18 protein-coding genes are annotated in these 17,179 nt (G+C 60.4%); 13 read left to right on the top strand and 5 right to left on the bottom strand.

Going from position 1 to position 17,179, the window contains the following annotated elements; genetic code table 11:
- Positions 1 to 9: 9 nt before the first annotated feature.
- Positions 10 to 576 (top strand): hypothetical protein, encoded by a 567-nt coding sequence (locus R6W86_RS00925; protein ID WP_410327521.1) that lies wholly within the window; start codon positions 10 to 12, stop codon positions 574 to 576.
- Here R6W86_RS00925 and R6W86_RS00930 read toward each other — a convergent pair.
- Positions 566 to 1,522: a carbohydrate kinase family protein gene (locus R6W86_RS00930; RefSeq protein ID WP_410327522.1), complete on the bottom strand. Its 957-nt coding sequence runs from the start codon at positions 1,520 to 1,522 to the stop codon at positions 566 to 568. The two genes, R6W86_RS00925 and R6W86_RS00930, sit on opposite strands and share 11 nt — an antisense overlap.
- 123 nt (positions 1,523 to 1,645) lie before the next feature.
- Here R6W86_RS00930 and R6W86_RS00935 point away from each other — a divergent pair, with 123 nt between their 5' ends.
- Positions 1,646 to 1,930, top strand: a complete 285-nt coding sequence (locus R6W86_RS00935) for an encapsulin-associated ferritin-like protein (protein WP_410327523.1) — start codon at positions 1,646 to 1,648, stop codon at positions 1,928 to 1,930.
- Positions 1,931 to 1,939: 9 nt separating this feature from the next.
- On the opposite strand, the gene R6W86_RS00940 is transcribed toward R6W86_RS00935, so the two are convergent.
- Positions 1,940 to 2,851: a LysR family transcriptional regulator gene (locus R6W86_RS00940; RefSeq protein ID WP_410327524.1), complete on the bottom strand. Its 912-nt coding sequence runs from the start codon at positions 2,849 to 2,851 to the stop codon at positions 1,940 to 1,942.
- Between the two features lie 104 nt (positions 2,852 to 2,955).
- Between R6W86_RS00940 and R6W86_RS00945 the strand changes: the two genes are divergently transcribed.
- From R6W86_RS00945 to R6W86_RS00985, 9 genes are all read left to right on the top strand, one after another.
- Positions 2,956 to 4,329 (top strand): aspartate aminotransferase family protein, encoded by a 1,374-nt coding sequence (locus tag R6W86_RS00945; protein ID WP_410327525.1) that lies wholly within the window; start codon positions 2,956 to 2,958, stop codon positions 4,327 to 4,329.
- A 6-nt stretch (positions 4,330 to 4,335) separates the two neighbouring features.
- Entirely contained in the window at positions 4,336 to 5,037 is a 702-nt protein-coding gene (locus R6W86_RS00950; protein ID WP_410327526.1) for a CoA transferase subunit A, read from the top strand.
- On the top strand, positions 5,027 to 5,680 hold the full coding sequence (locus tag R6W86_RS00955; RefSeq protein WP_410327527.1) for a 3-oxoacid CoA-transferase subunit B: 654 nt from the start codon (positions 5,027 to 5,029) through the stop codon (positions 5,678 to 5,680). The genes R6W86_RS00950 and R6W86_RS00955 overlap by 11 nt, the downstream gene beginning before the upstream one ends.
- On the top strand, positions 5,680 to 6,963 hold the full coding sequence (locus tag R6W86_RS00960; protein WP_410327528.1) for an ArgE/DapE family deacylase: 1,284 nt from the start codon (positions 5,680 to 5,682) through the stop codon (positions 6,961 to 6,963). Before R6W86_RS00955 ends, R6W86_RS00960 begins: the two co-directional genes overlap by 1 nt.
- On the top strand, positions 6,960 to 8,138 hold the full coding sequence (locus R6W86_RS00965; protein ID WP_410327529.1) for an acetyl-CoA C-acyltransferase: 1,179 nt from the start codon (positions 6,960 to 6,962) through the stop codon (positions 8,136 to 8,138). Before R6W86_RS00960 ends, R6W86_RS00965 begins: the two co-directional genes overlap by 4 nt.
- Positions 8,139 to 8,208: 70 nt before the next feature.
- Positions 8,209 to 8,862: an amino acid ABC transporter permease gene (locus tag R6W86_RS00970; protein WP_113861681.1), complete on the top strand. Its 654-nt coding sequence runs from the start codon at positions 8,209 to 8,211 to the stop codon at positions 8,860 to 8,862.
- Positions 8,859 to 9,581, top strand: coding sequence for an amino acid ABC transporter ATP-binding protein (locus R6W86_RS00975; RefSeq protein ID WP_410327530.1), 723 nt, complete (start codon positions 8,859 to 8,861; stop codon positions 9,579 to 9,581). The genes R6W86_RS00970 and R6W86_RS00975 overlap by 4 nt, the downstream gene beginning before the upstream one ends.
- 3 nt (positions 9,582 to 9,584) lie before the next feature.
- Complete coding sequence (locus R6W86_RS00980) at positions 9,585 to 10,091, top strand: GNAT family N-acetyltransferase (protein ID WP_410327531.1); 507 nt, start codon at positions 9,585 to 9,587, stop codon at positions 10,089 to 10,091.
- Positions 10,072 to 10,845 carry a transporter substrate-binding domain-containing protein gene (locus R6W86_RS00985; RefSeq protein ID WP_410327532.1) on the top strand — a complete coding sequence of 258 codons (774 nt, stop codon included), beginning with the start codon at positions 10,072 to 10,074 and terminating at the stop codon, positions 10,843 to 10,845. The genes R6W86_RS00980 and R6W86_RS00985 overlap by 20 nt, the downstream gene beginning before the upstream one ends.
- 63 nt (positions 10,846 to 10,908) lie before the next feature.
- On the opposite strand, the gene gabT is transcribed toward R6W86_RS00985, so the two are convergent.
- On the bottom strand, positions 10,909 to 12,180 hold the full coding sequence (gene gabT, locus R6W86_RS00990) for a 4-aminobutyrate--2-oxoglutarate transaminase (RefSeq protein WP_410327533.1): 1,272 nt from the start codon (positions 12,178 to 12,180) through the stop codon (positions 10,909 to 10,911).
- A 59-nt stretch (positions 12,181 to 12,239) separates the two neighbouring features.
- Entirely contained in the window at positions 12,240 to 13,706 is a 1,467-nt protein-coding gene (locus R6W86_RS00995) for an NAD-dependent succinate-semialdehyde dehydrogenase (protein WP_410327534.1), read from the bottom strand.
- Positions 13,707 to 13,833: 127 nt separating this feature from the next.
- On the opposite strand from R6W86_RS00995, the gene R6W86_RS01000 reads away from it, so the two are divergent.
- Positions 13,834 to 15,267, top strand: coding sequence for a PLP-dependent aminotransferase family protein (locus R6W86_RS01000; protein ID WP_410327535.1), 1,434 nt, complete (start codon positions 13,834 to 13,836; stop codon positions 15,265 to 15,267).
- Positions 15,268 to 15,402: 135 nt separating this feature from the next.
- Positions 15,403 to 16,935, top strand: a complete 1,533-nt coding sequence (locus R6W86_RS01005; RefSeq protein WP_410327536.1) for a flavin-containing monooxygenase — start codon at positions 15,403 to 15,405, stop codon at positions 16,933 to 16,935.
- Here R6W86_RS01005 and R6W86_RS01010 read toward each other — a convergent pair.
- On the bottom strand, positions 16,909 to 17,166 hold the full coding sequence (locus tag R6W86_RS01010; protein ID WP_410327537.1) for a hypothetical protein: 258 nt from the start codon (positions 17,164 to 17,166) through the stop codon (positions 16,909 to 16,911). The genes R6W86_RS01005 and R6W86_RS01010 overlap by 27 nt on opposite strands.
- Positions 17,167 to 17,179 lie beyond the last annotated feature (13 nt).

The following is a 17,179-nucleotide window of genomic DNA, read 5'->3' on the forward strand; positions in this document are numbered from 1 at the left end:
AGCATACGGATGGGAATGATTATCCGGGTAATTCTAATAGCATCGGTGGGCTTGCTGGCGGGGTGTGTCATGGCGCCGGTGCACTATTACGAGCCGGTTGATCCCGGGTACAAGACAATAGGAGGCCCCTGTGGTGCGGGCCCCGAAGACCGGGTTGTGCTCGAGTATGGCGAAATCACCTTGCAGGTATTCATTGAGCGGGAGACAGACCGGCCTGCTCTATTAATCGGAATCGATATCCCTGACGGTCATTTTGTCACCCTTCTGACCGATCAAGTGTTAATCAACGGTGAATCCCGGGACCTCGGCCCGGCCAGGGCCTGGAACGCGGCGCAGGCTGCGTTGGTAACCGTTGGCCCCGAACTGGTTGGTAGCGGCGAGAAAAAATTCCGTTGGATCGTGTCCGACACTTCAGTGTTGCCAAGGCATTTCACGATCGAGACGCCACTGCCTCCGGCCCTCGACGTCTACCGGATCCAACTGCCCGCAATCCTGTTGGATGGTGAACCAACCGGGCTGCCGGAACTGACCTTCCGGAAAGCCTCTGGATTATTCAGTACGCCAATCAACTGCTGACGCTTCCACCATTGCGGGGTGCCGAGAGCCTTGACGGGCATACACCCGGAGATACCAGCTCACGGCTGGTAACGCAAAGGGCACCGTTGATGGCACCGGCTTTCAGACAGTCGGCCAGTTCCCCGCCCTGCAGGTAGCGGTGCAGGAAGCCGCTGAAAAATGCATCACCGGCTCCATTGGTGTCGATCACCGCCGGCACTTCCATCGCCGGTTGTTCCATCCATGCACCTTCTCTGGTCAGAAGGGTTGCTCCGGCGGATCCGTGGGTACATACAACAAAGGCTTTACCCCGCCCAACCAGCTGTTCCATGGTAGTCCGATAATCGGCGAGGTTGTCGCTGGACAGGAAAATGACCTCTGCCGCGTCGATGAACGGTTGGTGGTAAGGATTCTCGCCATCGTAATCGTGCAGGTCGGTCCAGATCGGCAGGCCTGCCGATTTCAGCCAGGGCAGCACAGGTAGGGTGTAGCCCAGAATGTTGACGACCACCAGGCAACACTCCGTTATTGCCTGGTGAACCGGTAACCAGTCGATATCCTCCGGCTCGGGTGGCGGTTGGATGAACAGGGAGATCCGTTTGCCGTCCTCGGACATCAGGTTCACATGCTGTTCGGTGGGCCCGTCAGTTTCCTCCTCCAGCACACGGATCCGGGGGTGGGCCAGGGCGTCCCGGATTTGCTGGCCTTCCGTATCTTTGCCCAAAAGGGTGTGGAAGATGACAGGCTGTTCCAGGGCTGCCAGGTTCAGGCTTTTGCCGGCCCCGGTGCTGCCGAGGGCACGATAGCTCGCGGTGGGCCAGATGGTCTGGGGTTTGGGATCGGGAAGGACGGGCAGATGGATAATGGTATCCAGCGAGGCGCCGCCAAGGATCAGAACCGGCTTTGTCATGGTGGTATCGTCCAGCAAGTTTCCAGAAACGGTGGACGCCAGTATAAGCGGAGCCATGGTCCGGCAGATCCTCCCCGCCACTACGCCCCCTTACCTTTTCTCGGCGCCAATTCTGGGCTATGGTCAGAAGGCATTCGCAGCAAGCGAAGTCACTCATCCGCAGGGAAAAGGGTCGGTACTATGGCCAGCGAAAGCTACCACGAGCCTGTTGAAGAGCTTTCTGACGATACCCGGGACATGCACCGGGCAATCAGCTCGCTGATGGAGGAGTTTGAAGCCGTTGACTGGTACAACCAGCGCGCTGAGTCCTGCAAGGACTCACAGCTGAAGGCGATTCTCCAGCACAACCGGGATGAAGAGAAGGAACACGCGGCCATGGTGCTGGAATGGATCCGCCGGAAGGATCCGACCATGGACAAGTACCTGCGGGAGTTCCTGTTCAAGGACGGACCGATCGGACACTAGTCGCGGCCTTCAGTCCGGGTAGGTTTTCAGAAGTTCATTGCCTGTCCGGCGAATGGACTCGAGGGCCTGCACGTTCTTCCAGTCTTCCCGGTAGACCATCCCGAAACTGAACGAGATCCGGGGAGAGAAGGGCCGCATGACCACATCCGTGCGGCCCACGAGCTGATCCGTCGCCGTGATGGGATTCATCACACTGATCCCGACACCGTTAGCCACCATTGCGGCAATGGCACCGATGTTCGACTCGGTTTTGCCGGCAATGGAGATCGAGTGGCTGGCGGCGAGGTGGAGCAGGGGGTCCGCGCCCACATTGGGTTGGTTGCTGATGACGAGGTATTCGTTCTGTAGATTCTCGATTGTGACCTCTTCCCGGTTTGCCAGCGGGTGATTTGCGGGTACCAGACAGTGCGCCTGGGTGGTCAGCCACTCCTCGATCCTGAGCAGCCTTGAGCTCACCGGCAGCGTGACGAAGCCGATGTCTGCGTGACCGGACTCCACCTCCCGAAGTACATCGTGGCTGGACATCATGTCGAAACTGATGCTGAAACCGCGATTCTCTGCCAGCAGGGTGCCAATCAGGCGGGGAACAAATCCGAACGCGAGCCCCGGAATCGCAGCAATGCGCAGGCGAGAGGTGCCGAACTCTTTCAGCGCCAGGACGCTGTGCCGCAGTTCCTCGATATTCCCCATCAGGCGCAGAATTTCCTCGTAAAGCTCATACGCCTCGGGCGTCGCGACCAGTCGGTTTTTCTCCCGCAGGAATAACTGAATCCCCAGGTTGTCCTCCAGCTGGGCCAGGGAACGGCTCACCCCGGATTGGGTAATGCCCAGGGTTCGTGCGGCCTGCGAGGCACTCCCGGCTTCCAGCAGTGTCTTGAAGATCGCCAGCGATTTCAGAGAATGGATGTTGACGTCAGCCATGATTAAAAATCATCGAATCCGGTAAAAAAATCATATCTTGAAATACTTTTACATATCTTTCTAGACTGCAAATCAACAACAGTAAAACTATACCGGATTGCAACATGTCATCTTCCCCTCTTTTCTACCAGGCCGGACCGGCCATGCCTGAGGTCTCTCACGGACGTGGCGTCTATCTCTGGGATACGGACGGCAAGGAATATCTTGATGGCTGCTCGGGTGCCATTTCCTGCAACCTGGGTCATCACCATGACGGTATCCGTGATGCCATGCTGGCGCAGTTGGACCGGGTGGCTTTTACCTATCGGACCCAGTTTGAAAATGCGCCGGCCATGGCATTGGCTGAAGAGCTGGTCAACATGACCAACCGGGACCTGGAAAAGGTCTTTTTTGTGTCCAGTGGTTCGGAGTCGGTCGAATCCGCGATCAAGCTCGCGCGCCAATATTTTGTGGCCCGTGGCGAATCCCATCGGCGCCACTTTGTCTCTCTGCGTCCGTCCTATCATGGCAGTACCCTTGGCGCGCTCGGCGTGACCGGGTATCAGCCCCTGGAGGCACCCTTCGCAGACATTACCCAGGGGTCCATCAAGGTGCCTGGCCCGGATTTCTATCGCCACACCGAGACGGATGACGATACCCATATCCGCAAAGTGCTGCAGGAAACCCGTGATCGGATCGACGCCGCTGGTGGCGACAACATCATTGCGGTGGTCCTGGAGCCGGTCGGTGGTGCCAGTACCGGCGCCAGGATGGTCAATAAGGCTTACCTCGAGGGTATTCGGGGGCTGTGTGACGAGATTGGTTGTCTGCTTATTTTTGACGAGGTGCTGTCTGGCGTCGGCCGCACCGGCACCTGGTTCGCATATCAGCACTGGGGCGTCGCGCCGGACCTGCTGACCACAGCGAAGGGACTGGGTGCCGGCTATTACCCGGTGGGCGCGCTGCTTTGCCGGGAGGACATTGTCGATACCGTCATGGCCAATGGCGGGTTCCAGCATGGCCATACCTATGCCGGCAATCCGTTGGCCTGCGCGACTGGTCTGGCTGCCGTGGAAGCAATACGGAACGAGAAGCTGCTGGATAACGTGGCCGCCCGGGGCCAGCAGGTACGCGAAGGTATCGAGGCCCTGAAAGCCCGCTTTGACTTCATCGGCGATGTCCGCGGGATCGGACTGCTCTGGGGCGTGGAGCTGGTCCTGGACCCGGCCACCAAGACCCCGTTTCCCGCAGAGATCAACCTGTTCGCCAGTGTGACCGCCCTGGCCAAGGAAGAGGGACTCCTGATCTACCCCCGCCGGACCCTGGACGGCCTGGCCGGTGATCATTTCCTGATCAGCCCTCCGCTCAACATCTCCGAACCGGAAATTACGATACTGCTGGAGCGCCTGACCCGGGCCCTGCAACGTCTTGAAAGCGAAGTGGTGGCGCCCCTGTCTGCCACAACCGCCGAACCCAATACCCAAAGCACCATAGGCTGATATCGCATGACACTGCTGAACCAGAAATACACGTCCGTCGAAGATGCCATCGCGAAAATTCCCGATGGTGCGTCCATCATGGTCGGCGGCTTTGGCTCACCGGGCACCCCGTTCGCCTTGCTGGACGAACTGCTGGCCCAGGGCCAGAAAGGATTAACTCTGATCAAGAACGACGCCAACGAGCCGGATATCGGTATCGGGCGGCTGATCCGCGCGGGTCGTGTGGATCGCCTGATCACCTCGCACATCGGCCTGAACCGTGTGGCGATTGAAGAAATGAACCAGGGGCGGCTGGCGGTGGAAATGTATCCCCAGGGCCTGCTGGCGGAGAAGATCCGTTGTGCCGGCGCCGGCCACCTCGGCTTCCTGACCGACATCGGGCTTGAGACCGAGATCGCCCAGCAACGGCATGAACTGGAGCTTAACGGCCGCAAGTGTGCGGTCGAGCCCGCCATCACTGCGGACTTTGCGCTGATTCATGCGGATATCGCCGATACCTATGGCAACCTCGCTTACCGGGGGACGGCAATCAACTTCAACCCCCTGATGGCGATCGCAGCGGACAAGGTGATTGCCCAGGCCTTCCGGGTGGAGTCACCGGGAGGCCTGAAACCCGAAGCCATTCATACGCCCTGTGCCTTCGTGAACCATGTAGTCCGGGTCGATCCTGCCAGCAGTGAACAGGGGATACGTGCCCATGCCGTCTGATCAGGAAAGAATGCTCGCCCGCGCCGCCAGGGAAATCCTGCCCGGCCAGATCGTGAACCTGGGCATCGGCCTGCCGACGCGCCTGTTTCATTACATGCCCGACGATCTGGAGGTCCTGGTGCACTCCGAGAATGGTGTGCTCGGCTGTCAGCCTCTGGGCCAGGATGTGGCCCCGGACTACGAGCTGATCGACTCCGGCGGAGCCTACATCGGTACCCGTCCGGGTGCCAGTGTGTTCGACAGTGCCCTGTCCTTTGCCATGATCCGGCGCAGCCGCGTGGACGTGACTTTCATGGGCGCGTTCGAGGTGGACCAGCAGGGCAATCTCGCCAACTGGAAAATCCCGGGCAAATTCTCGCCCGGTATCGGCGGGGCGATGGAACTGGCCCAGAAGGTCGAGAAGCTGGTGGTGCTGTGTTCACACAATGACAAGCACGGTAACCCGAAGATTCTCAAACAATGCAGATTGCCGCTCACAGCCCCCCGGTGTGTTTCGCTCATCGTGACCGAGAAGGCGGTTATGGAAGTGACGGAGAAAGGGCTGGAAGTGATTGATATCGCCGAGGGCATGGATGTGGAAAGCTTGCGTGCTGCCACGGAGGCCGAGCTGATCATTGATGAAAGCCGGCTTGGGAGGTTCTGATGCTGACCGCCATCGAACAACGCATTCTGGATTGTTGTGATGAGCTCATGGGCGACACCCTGGAGCTTACCCGTGAACTGGTGAGGGGGTATAGCGTCCTCGGCTACGAGCATGGCGCGCTGGAAACCATGGAGAGTTGGTTCCAGCGCCTGGATTTGCCGGTGGAGCGTGTGGCGCTGGATGCACCTGGTTTCTCGGAGCATCCCCATCGTGCCCCTACCAAATGGTCCAGTGAAGGCCGCTACAACGTCGTTTCCCGTCTTAATCCCTCTTCCAATAAACCGCACCTGATCTTCAATGGCCACCTGGATGTGGTGCCGGCTGAGCCGACCGATATGTGGACCCGGTCACCCTGGGAGCCCTGGGAGAAGGACGGCTGGCTGTATGGTCGTGGCGCCGGTGATATGAAGGCAGGCATTGCCGCCATGGTGATGGCGGTTGAGGCCGTGCGCCGGGCCGGCGTGGAGATCGACTTCCCGTTGACGTTGCAGACGGTCATCGAGGAAGAGTGTACCGGCAATGGCGCGCTGGCCTGCCTTCATCAGGGCTACACTGGCGATTTTGTGCTGATTCCCGAGCCCTTCGGCGCCCAGATCTACAGTGGCCAGGTGGGTGTGCTCTGGTTCCGCATGCGCATCGATGGGGTGCCGGCTCACGTGCTGGACACCAGGGCCGGTCGCAATGCCATCGAGACGATTCAGACCTACCTGCCCGCGTTCAAGGCACTGGAAGAGGAAATCAACAGCCTGCCACGTCCTGCACCGTACGAGGCCAAGGCGCATCCGTTCAACCTGAGCATTGGCAAAATCGAGGGCGGCAACTGGGCTTCCAGCGTGCCCGCTCACGCCATTCTGGAAGGCCGGGTTGGCTTCCCGCCGGGTATGTCGCCCGATGAAATCATGACCCGGGTGCGCCAGGTGATCGCCGACCACCACCAGGCCCTGGGTGATGGCTCCCCGGAGCCACGCGTGGAGTTCCATGGCTTTCGCTCCGAGGGCCATCTGGTGGATCTCGAGACCCCCGGCATCCGGCTGCTGTCCCGGTGCCACGAGGATCTCGTGGGGGAGCCTCCGGCCCATTACCTCTCGACCTGTACCACCGACCTGCGGGCCTTTCATGTCTCCGGTGGCGTCAACGGCACCTGCTATGGCCCCGTTGCCCAGCGCATCCACGGGGTGGATGAGTGTGTCGATATCGAGTCAATTCGCCAGGTGCTGACCACCTATGCCCTGTTCCTCAGCCGCTGGTCCACCGATACCGAATCTGCAAGGAGTGTGCTATGAACGACGCTTATATCGCCGACTTCGCCCGCTCGGCCTTCACCCGTGCCCATCCCCGCAAACCCGAGGTCGATGCCTGGTCCGGTCAGCGCGGCGACGTCCTGCTGGGCCAGGTAATTGACGCACTACTGGATCGCTCCGGGGTGCCGGGGACCGAGGTCGAGGATTTGAGTGTGGGCTGCGCATTGCCGGTCAAGGATCAATGGAGTTTTGGCGGCCGCTACCCCCAGTGGTTGTCCGGAGTGGGCATCCAGTGCCCGTCCCGTCAGATTGACCAGCAATGCGGGTCTGGCCTGGCCGCACTGCGTTCCACCGCACGGGAGATCCAGACCGGAGCGATCGAAACCGGCCTGGCCGGTGGTTACGAGAATATGTCCCGCGTCCCGATGGGCCCCAGCCTGTTCCAGGAGGGGGTGTTGACCGTCCCGGAGTCCCTGCAGCAGCAAAAAGAGCTCGATCTGACGGTCGCCATGAATATGGGCCTGACCGCCGAGCGGCTGGCGCGGGAGACCAGGATGAGTCGTGAGGAGATGGACGCCTTCGCGGTCCGCTCCCATCAACGGGCGGCCCGGGCGGAGCAGGACGGCTGGTTTGAAGGGGAGCGTTTGGCACTCAGGAATCCGGCCGGTGCCCTCGTCGGCCAGGACGCCAACATCCGACCGGACACCAGCGCCGAGCGCCTCGCCGAACTCAAGCCCGCATTCTCCGAGGACGGCCAGGTGACGGCCGGCAACAGTTCGCCGCTGACCTCTGGAGCCGGTGCGGCACTGCTGATGTCCGACGCTGCGCTGAGCCGTCACGGTCTGTCGCCGCTTGCCAGAATCGTGGCGATTGCCGACTGCGGCGTAACGCCCGAATGCATGGGCGCCGGCGCGGCGGTGGCGGCGGAGCGTGTACTCAAGGCAGCCGGCCTGAGCGCCGGTGATATCGGCGCCTGGGAAATTAATGAGGCGTTCAGCGCCGTGCCGCTTTACACCATCCGTTTTCTGGACATCGACCCGGAGCGGGTAAACATCTTCGGCGGCGCCCTGGCGCTCGGACATCCATTGGGCGCGACAGGCGTTCGTCTGGCGGGCACGCTGGCGCGCACCTTGCAACACCGGAGCGAACGCTACGGATGCGCAGCGGCCTGCATTGGTGGCGGCCAGGGGATCGCGATGATTATTGAGCGGTGCTGACTTTTGCTGCCACACGCACCCACTGGTTCAAGAAGCCTGTGCTGCTACAACGACCAACAAGGATTAAACAATGACGTCGTTTTTTGAAAATCTGTTATCTACCTTCCCGGCTTTTATGGAAGCCGCCTGGATGACCCTTCGGCTGACCGGCGTTTCGCTGGTCCTGGCCCTGGTAATCGGCCTGATTTTTGCCCTTATGAAGGTTACCGGTGTCCGTTGGCTGGGTGTGATTTACAACGGCTATGTGGGCATTATCCGCGGTACGCCGCTGATCGTTCAGATCATGTGGCTGTACTTCGGTATCACCCACATCGTTGTGCTCTCGGCTTTCTGGGCCGGCACCATTGCCCTCGCCATTCACAGCGGTGCCTACATCGCCGAAATCTTCCGGGGCTGCATCCAGTCGGTGGACAAGGGGCAAATGGAGGCCGCGGAATCCCTGGGGATGAAGCGGGCCTTGGCCATGCGACGGGTGATCCTGCCCCAGGCTCTGAAACGGGCCATCCCACCGCTGGGTAACCAGTTCATCATCGGTCTCAAAGACTCGTCGCTGGTAGCTTTCATTGGCATCACGGAAATCTTCAGCCTGTCCATGGATAACGCTGCCGTGACCTTCAAGCAGCTTGAGTTCTACACCATCGCAGGCCTGTATTACCTGGCCATGGTCGCCATTGTCACCTTCGTTCTGAGCCGCGTTGAAAACCGGATGGATACAGCCAAATGATCAAAGTCGAGCAACTCCACAAGTACTTCGGTGACCTCCACGTTCTCAAGGGTGTCGACCTTGAGGTGGCCCCCCAGGAAGTGGTGGTCATGATCGGTGCCAGCGGGTCGGGCAAGAGTACGCTGCTGCGCTGCCTCAACTTCCTCGAGATGAAGGACAAGGGGCGCATCCTGATTGATGGCAAGGAAGTGGACCCGGCCACCACACCCTTGAACAAGGTGCGTGAGCACGTCGGTATGGTGTTCCAGCATTTCAACCTCTTCCCGCACATGACCGTGCTGGAAAACGTCATCGAAGCGCCGGTCCACGTCAAAAAAATCCCTCGGGGCGAGGCCATCGAGCGCGGCCGGGAATTGCTTGAAAAGGTCGGCCTTGGCGACAAGGGCGATGTTTATCCGGAGAAGCTGTCCGGCGGGCAGAAACAGCGCGTGGCCATTGCCCGCGCTCTGGCGATGGAGCCGTCGGTCATGCTGTTCGATGAGCCCACATCCGCCCTGGATCCCGAACTCGTAGGCGAAGTGCTTGAAGTAATGAAGAGCCTGGCCGCCGACGGCATGACCATGGTGGTGGTGACCCATGAGATGGGCTTCGCCCGGGAGGTCGCCGACCGCGTCGTCTTCCTGGATAACGGGCAGATTGCAGAGCAGGGGGACCCGGAAACCTTCTTCAGTAATCCCCGGCACCCCAAAGCGCAACAGTTTCTCAGCCGGGTGCTGTAAGCCATGAGTATTGCGATCCAGGCGCTGGAGCCGCGCTTTATCAGCGAGCTGGCGGCCTGGCACCAGGCCCAGTGGTATCACCTCGACGACACGGTGAATGAGGCCGTCCGTCGGAAACGGCTCGCCGAGCACTGTGATACCGCTTCGCTACCGGCCACCTTCGTTGCCCTCGAGGACGGCGAACTGGTCGGCAGCATCTGCCTGGTGGCACATGACACGTCGGATCGGCCGCAGTATTCGCCCTGGCTATCGCGAATCTTTGTGGCACCGGAACACCGAGGCAAGGGGATCGGCAAGGCGCTGATCGACCGGGCCAAGGCGGAAATGCGTCGGCAGGGCCACGACGCGCTTTACCTGATCACGGAGGATAAGGGCCCTTATTACGCCCGGATGGGCTGGATAAACGTCGAAAACTACAAACTTAACGACCACCCAGTGGAAATCATGAAGATCTCATTGCACGGATCTTCTTCAAAGAGAGGGGAACACAATGAAAAAACTGATCCGTAACCTGATTGGGGTGACCAGTGCGCTGGTCATCGCCGCCACCATCAACGTAACGCATGTGGACACCGCGAAGGCCGCCGATAAAGAGGTCTTCACCTACGCCATGACCGGTCTTTATCCGCCGTTCAGCTTCCGTCAAAGCGGCGATCTTTCCGGTTTTGACATGGAGGTCGGGCAGGCACTGGCGGAGGAAATGGGTATGCAGCCCAATCCGGTTGCCAATCCCTGGCAGACCCTGATCGCGGCACTCAAGTCAGATCGCTTTGATGCCATTATCGGCAGCATGGCCATAACCGAGGAGCGCCTGAAACAGGTGAATTTCACCGATCCGTACTACAGCTCCGGGGCTCAGGTTTTCGTCAGCACCGATAACGACGAAATCACCGAGGTTGAGGATATCCGTGGCAAGACCATCGGCGTTCTGGTTTCCAGCAGCTTCGCCAAGGCCGCTCGCGAGTACAGTGACAACATCACCACTTATACCGACGACGTCACCGCGCTGAGGGATCTCACCGTGGGTGGTCGCGTGGACGCGGTGATCACCGATCAGCTGATCGGCGAGAATGCCATCCTGAACGCCGGCCTGGAGGTCAAGCCGCTGGGTGATCCGATCTACGTTGATGACATCGGAATTGCGGTCAACAAGGGCAACGAGGCCTTGCTTGAGAAGCTCAACCAGGCCCTGGCCGCCATCAAGGCGAATGGTAAGTACGCACAGATCAGCGAGAAGTACTTCGGTCGTAACATCGCCGAATAAGCCTTTGCCTGAGAGAGCGAAAAGCGCAGTCGGGTCGGGGTGAGTTACCCCGACCCGACCTTATTAACACAGCGCTTCAAGTGCCCCTTCAATCACATTCAGTCCTTCCTCCAGAACCGAATTCTCGACCGTGATCGGTACCAGAACACGAATAGTGTTGCCGTAAAATCCACAGGACAGCAGGATCAGGCCATGCTCACGTGCTTTGGCGCACACGGCCCCGGTGAGGGCAGGATCGGGATTGCCATCGCTGTCGAGCAGTTCGAAGGCGGCCATCGCCCCCAGGTTGCGGGCATGACCCACCCGGTCAAAGCGTTGTTCCCACGCGGCAAAGCGGTCGGCCAGTCTTTCCCCGAGTTCGGCACTGCGTTGGAGGATATTTTCTTCCTCGATAACCTCGATCACTGCCAGTGCAGCTGCGCAGGAGAGGGGATTGCCGCTGTAGGTGCCGCCCAGGGAGTTGGGGCCGGAGCCGTCCATCACTTCGGCCTTGCCGACCACCGCTGACAGAGGCATGCCGTTGGCCAGGCTCTTGGCGGTGGTGAGCAGATCCGCCTCGATGCCACTGTGTTCCAGAGCAAAGAGCTTGCCGGTACGGGCGAAGCCGGACTGTACCTCATCCACGACCAGCAGGATGCCGTGCTCATCGCAGAGCTCACGTAATGCCTTCAGGTAGGCCGGGGAGGCGATGTAGAAGCCGCCTTCACCCTGGACCGGTTCGATCACGATGGCCGCGGTGCGGTGTGGAGCGATATCGGTCTTGAACAGGGTGCGCAGGGCCTTCAGTGACGCTTCTTCACTGACGCCGTGGATCGGATTGGGGTAGGGGGCCCGGAACACATCGCCGGGCATCGGGCCGAAATCGTTCTTGTAGGGCAGTACCTTCCCGGTCATGGCCAGGGTCATCATGGTGCGGCCGTGGAAGGCGCCATCAAAGGTGACGATGCCGGTACGACCGGTGGCGGCCCTGGCAATCTTGATAGCGTTCTCCAGCGCCTCGGCGCCGGTGTTGACCAGCATTGCCTTGCGCTTGGGGCCACGTACCGGCGCCAGCTGGCAAAGCTTCTGGCAGAGCTGGACGTAGGGCGCGTACGAGATGACTGCGGCGCTGGTGTGCATGACCTTGTCCAGCTGCGCCCGGACGGCATCGACAATTTTCGGGTGGCGGTGACCCAGATTGAGCACGCCAATACCTCCGGCAAAATCGATCCAGCGTTGGCCGTCGGCATCCCAGAGTTCGGCGTTCCTGGCCCGATCGGCAAATTCGGTAGTGGGAGTCGCCGCGCCGAACGCGACGTATTCTTCTTTCAGGGCGTTGAGTTCTGCGTTGTTCATGGTGTTATCTCTCGTAAGTGTTGCGTGATGTCATGCACAGGAGCCTGTCCGGGCACCCATTACAGGCCGCCCAGGCAGACGTACTTGAGTTCGGTGAATTCATCCAGGCCATGGTGGGAGCCTTCGCGCCCGAGGCCGGATTCCTTCACCCCGCCAAACGGTGCCAGTTCGCTGGAGATCAGGCCTTCGTTGACCCCCACCATGCCGTACTCGAGGCCCTCGAGGGTGTGCCAGATACGCCGATAGTCGGTGGCATAGAGGTAGGCGGCGAGGCCTGAGGGGGTGTCATTGGCCATGGCAATGGCTTCCTCGGCAGTATGGAACCGGAAGACCGGCGCCAGCGGTCCAAACGTTTCCTCGGTGGCGACGGCCATGTCAGGGGTTACATCGGCGAGCACCGTCGGGGTGAAAAAGTTGGGTCCGAGCTCATGCGACTGACCTCCGCCGGTTACCCGGGCGCCCTTGCCGACAGCGTCGTCCACATGACGTTGAACCTTGTCGATGGCGGACCGGTTGATGAGGGGGCCAACGGCGATGCCGTCCTCCAGGCCGTTGCCGACTTTCAGTTCGGCAACCCGCGTTGTCAGCTTCTCCAGAAAGGCTTCATAGACACCGTCCTGCACCAGAAAACGGTTGGTGCAGACACAGGTCTGGCCGGCATTACGGAATTTGGAGGCAATCGCTCCGTCAACGGCGGCGTCCAGGTCGGCATCATCAAACACGATAAATGGGGCGTTGCCACCCAGCTCCATGGCGGTTTTCTTTACCGTCGAGGCGCATTGAGCCAACAGTTTCTTGCCCACGGCGGTGGAGCCGGTGAAGGACAGTTTGCGCACCCGTGGGTCGGTACTCAGGACTTCGCCCACCGCCACCGGTTCGGAAGCCGTGACCACATTGATCACGCCCTTCGGTATGCCGGCCTCCAGCGCCAGCCGGGCGAGAGCCAGGGCCGTCAACGGTGTGGCTTCGGCAGGCTTGATGACTACCGTGCAGCCAGCGGCAATGGCCGGGGCGCATTTGCGGGTGATCATGGCCATGGGAAAGTTCCAGGGGGTAATGGCAGCAACCACACCCACGGGCTCGCGCATCACCAGTATGCGTTTGTCCGGCCCCTGGCCCGGTAGCGTTTCCCCGGCCATCCGCTTGGCTTCCTCGCCGAAGAACTCGATGAACGAAGCACCATAGGTTACTTCACCCCGGGCTTCTGCCAGCGGCTTGCCCTGTTCCAGGGTCATCAGGCGGGCCAGGTCATCGGCATGTGCAGTAACGAGTTCGAACCACCGGCGCAGGATGCCGGCACGTTGTTTGGCAGGTACGCGTTTCCAGGACCGACCTGAAAGCTCCGCCGCCGCTACCGCTGTGCGGGTATCGTCTGCATTGCATTCGGCGACCCTGGCGAGGATCTCGCCGGTTGCGGGGTTGGTGACGTCAAAGCGCTCCTCACGCTGGCACCAGTGCTGGCCGATCAGGGCGGGCACCTCGTCATTCAGCACGCTGGTCAACAAAGGCGTATCTACTGGAGACATGAACCGATTCCTCTCGAAAGTAACTGGAATGCCAGGCACCCTAGCAGGTACCCTAGGGTCTGGACATGAACCACTTTCGAGTTCAACTGGACCACTTTGATGTGGTCGATTGCGACACAAGGCCCTGATGACCGAAGACCTCATGCCCGGCGATCCGCTCGAGAGCCTGATCCGCCGTTACCAGCAACAGCCGAAAAGCCTGAGCAAACAGGTCAGGGCGCAACAGGCGCTGCGCCTTCTGGTCGAGCAGGACTGGCCATCAGGCCTGAAGCTGCCTTCCCATCGCCGCATCTGCAGTGCGCTGGGACTGGCGCGTAATACCCTCGCCGGGGCGATCAACACGCTTGTGGAGGAAGGGCTGCTGGTGACTGGTCATGGCCAGGGGACCTGGACCCATCGGCCCCAGTCCGTATCCGTTCTTCCGGCACGACCTGCTCTGGATGGCCTTTCCGATCGTGCCCGTGAACTGCTCAGCCAGCCGGGGGCGGCGGAGGTCCAGAGCGGCGCCTTCGTGCCCGGGATACCGGATATAGCGCAGTTCCCCATGCGTAAATGGCGCCAGCTCTATGCCAGTGTCACGGTGCCCCAGAATGCCTTGCTGTTGTCCTACTCCACCGGAGGCTATGGCCCGTTGAAGCGGGCTATCCGGGACTTTCTCCGCCGCTGGCGGCACTTTGACTGCGATCCCGAGCAGATCATCATCACCGAGGGCACTCACAATGGTCTGGAACTCTGTGCCCTGGCGCTGGCAGATACCGGCGACCGGGTGGTGATGGAGTCGCCCTGCTACTGGGGGGCACGAAATGTATTCACAGCCTGCGGGCTTACGCTTGAGATGTTGCCCTGGTATCCCGGTGCGGGGCACAGGGGCGAGGCGCAGCCGTCGCCAAAACTGCTGTATCTCACCGGTTCCCAGCATTACCCACTCAGTGTGCCTACCTCGCGGGCGGACAAGGAGGCCCTGTCGCAGCGCCTGTCACCGGATTACATCATCGAAGACGATTATGAATTCAACGGCCAGCGCGATACCCGGCTGGTATTCGACCCGCGTTCGCAGAAGCACATCCTTGCGGGCTCTTTCTCCAAGCTGTTGTTTCCCGGGTTGCGGCTGGGCTACCTCGTGGTTCCGCACCACCTGGCGGCCACGATCAGCCGGCTGCGCAGTGAGGTTTTCCGTGAAGGGCGAATGCTGGATCAGGCAGTGCTCGCGACCTTTATCGCCCATGGCGATCTGGATCTGTGGTATCAGCGCATCCAGAAAGAGTATCTGGCCCGACAACAGGTAATGCACGACCAGCTCCGCCAGGTGCCGGCCATTACGCAGCTGTCCGCTCCCAGCCACGCGATCAGTCTTTGTGTCCAGTTCGCGGATTCAGTAGACGACATCCTGATCACCAGGCAGTTGTTCAGGGAGCATTTTATTGTCAAACCGCTCAGTGCCGTCTGTGCCGCCGGAGACAGGCGTAGCGGATTGATCATGGGGGTGGGCATGCTGAACCGCGAATCGTTGAGAAAAGAGGCCATCCGATTCAGGGAAGTCCTGAAGCGACTGACCGTTTGAGCATGGACCTCGTGTGGCGAGGGCCAATTTGCGATACACGGGAACTCGTTACTGTTGAAGCATAACGAACCGGCTCGGGTCTAAACTTCAACAGAAAGCCGGAGAAACGTGCCTATTACCAGTGAGGCAAGCACAATGAGCCAACACCATTTTGACGTCCTGATCATCGGCGCCGGCGTTTCCGGCATTGGCATGGCGTGTCATTTGAAGCGCGAGTGCCCGGGCAAGTCCTTCGCCATCCTGGAACGCCGGCAATCTCTTGGAGGTACCTGGGACCTGTTCCGCTATCCTGGTATCCGTTCTGACTCCGATATGTTCACCTTCGGCTACAACTTCCGCCCCTGGACCGGCGGCAAGGTGCTGGCGGACGGCGCCTCGATAAAGAATTACGTGCGCGAGACTGCCCGGGAGAACGATGTCGAACGGCACATCCGCTATGGCCTGGCGGTGAAAACGGTGGACTGGTCCGGTGTGGACAAGTGCTGGAAACTGTCCGCTCAGAACGAGGCCACCGGCGAAACCGAACACTACACCGCCAGTTTCCTGGTGGGCTGCACTGGCTACTACAACTATGATCAGGGCTACAAACCGGATTTCCCGGGCGAGAGTGATTTCAAGGGCCAGATCGTGCATCCCCAGCACTGGCCCGAGAACCTCGACTACACCGGCAAGAAGGTGGTGGTGATCGGCAGTGGCGCTACCGCCATTACCCTGGTGCCGACCATGGCGGAGAAGGCGGCGCACGTGACCATGCTGCAGCGCTCGCCCACCTACCTGATGCCGTTGCCATCCACCGACAAGATCACCCTGGCTCTTCAGAAGGTGTTGCCGGAGAAGACGGCGTACCGGCTAACCCGCGCCCGCAACATTTCCATCTCACGCCTGTTGTACCAGCGTTCCCGCAAGAGCCCGAAGGCGATGCGGAGGTTGTTCCTCTCTATCACCCGGCGGCAGCTGGATGGCAAAGCCGATATGCGCCACTTCACGCCGGACTACAACCCCTGGGACCAGCGCCTGTGTGTGGTCAAGGATGGCGATCTGTTCAAGGCACTCAAGGCGGGCAAGGCTTCCATTGCCACCGATCACATCGAGCGGTTCACCGAGACCGGCATTCGTCTGCAATCCGGCGAGCAGCTGGATGCGGATATCATCATTCCCGCCACCGGCCTGGATATCCAGATGCTGGGCGGCATCAAGCCGAGCGTGGATGGTCGGGAAGTGGTGATGAAGGACAAGGTGATCTACAAGAACGTGATGGTTGAAGGCGTGCCCAATGCCGCCATGATCTTCGGCTACACCAACATTTCCTGGACCCTGAAGGTGGATATTGCCGCCGAGTACCTGTGTCGACTGATCAACCTGATGGACAAGCGCGGTTACCGGACCGTGGTGGCCCGCGATACCGAGAACAGCCGGGGCGAGGACACCATCCTGGGTTCCCTGAACTCGGGTTACATCAAGCGCGCGGCGGATCGTCTGCCCCGTCAGGGTACCCAAGGCCCCTGGAAGTCTTCCCAGAACTATCTGGAGGATGTGAAGATCCTGCGGTTTGATCCGATCGACGATGGCTACCTGGAATTCGATGGCCAACGTTCCCGCGCCGGCGAGGGCCAGGCCCGGGGCTTCCTCCGGCCTTTGCGCTCAGCGCTGTTCGGCTTTCAGAGGTAATACCTGCACCATGTCCTCCCAGGAGTCCGGATTCTCGCCCAGTTTCCGCAAGTCGACAAAGTCGAATTCGCCGATGTAGGCGCAGTAACGGTTCTCCATCTTGCCGATGGCCTCGTCCCCCTCCTTGCTGTTCATCCATTCCCGGGCATCCGAGGCCAGCTCGCGGGTGAACTGTCCATCCTGTGATGGCAGGTGAGTCAGACCGGCTGCGACGTAAGCACTGATCAGCAACTACTCGGGGCTG

The organism is Marinobacter sp. (assembly GCF_046484525.1).
Lineage (GTDB): Bacteria > Pseudomonadota > Gammaproteobacteria > Pseudomonadales > Oleiphilaceae > Marinobacter.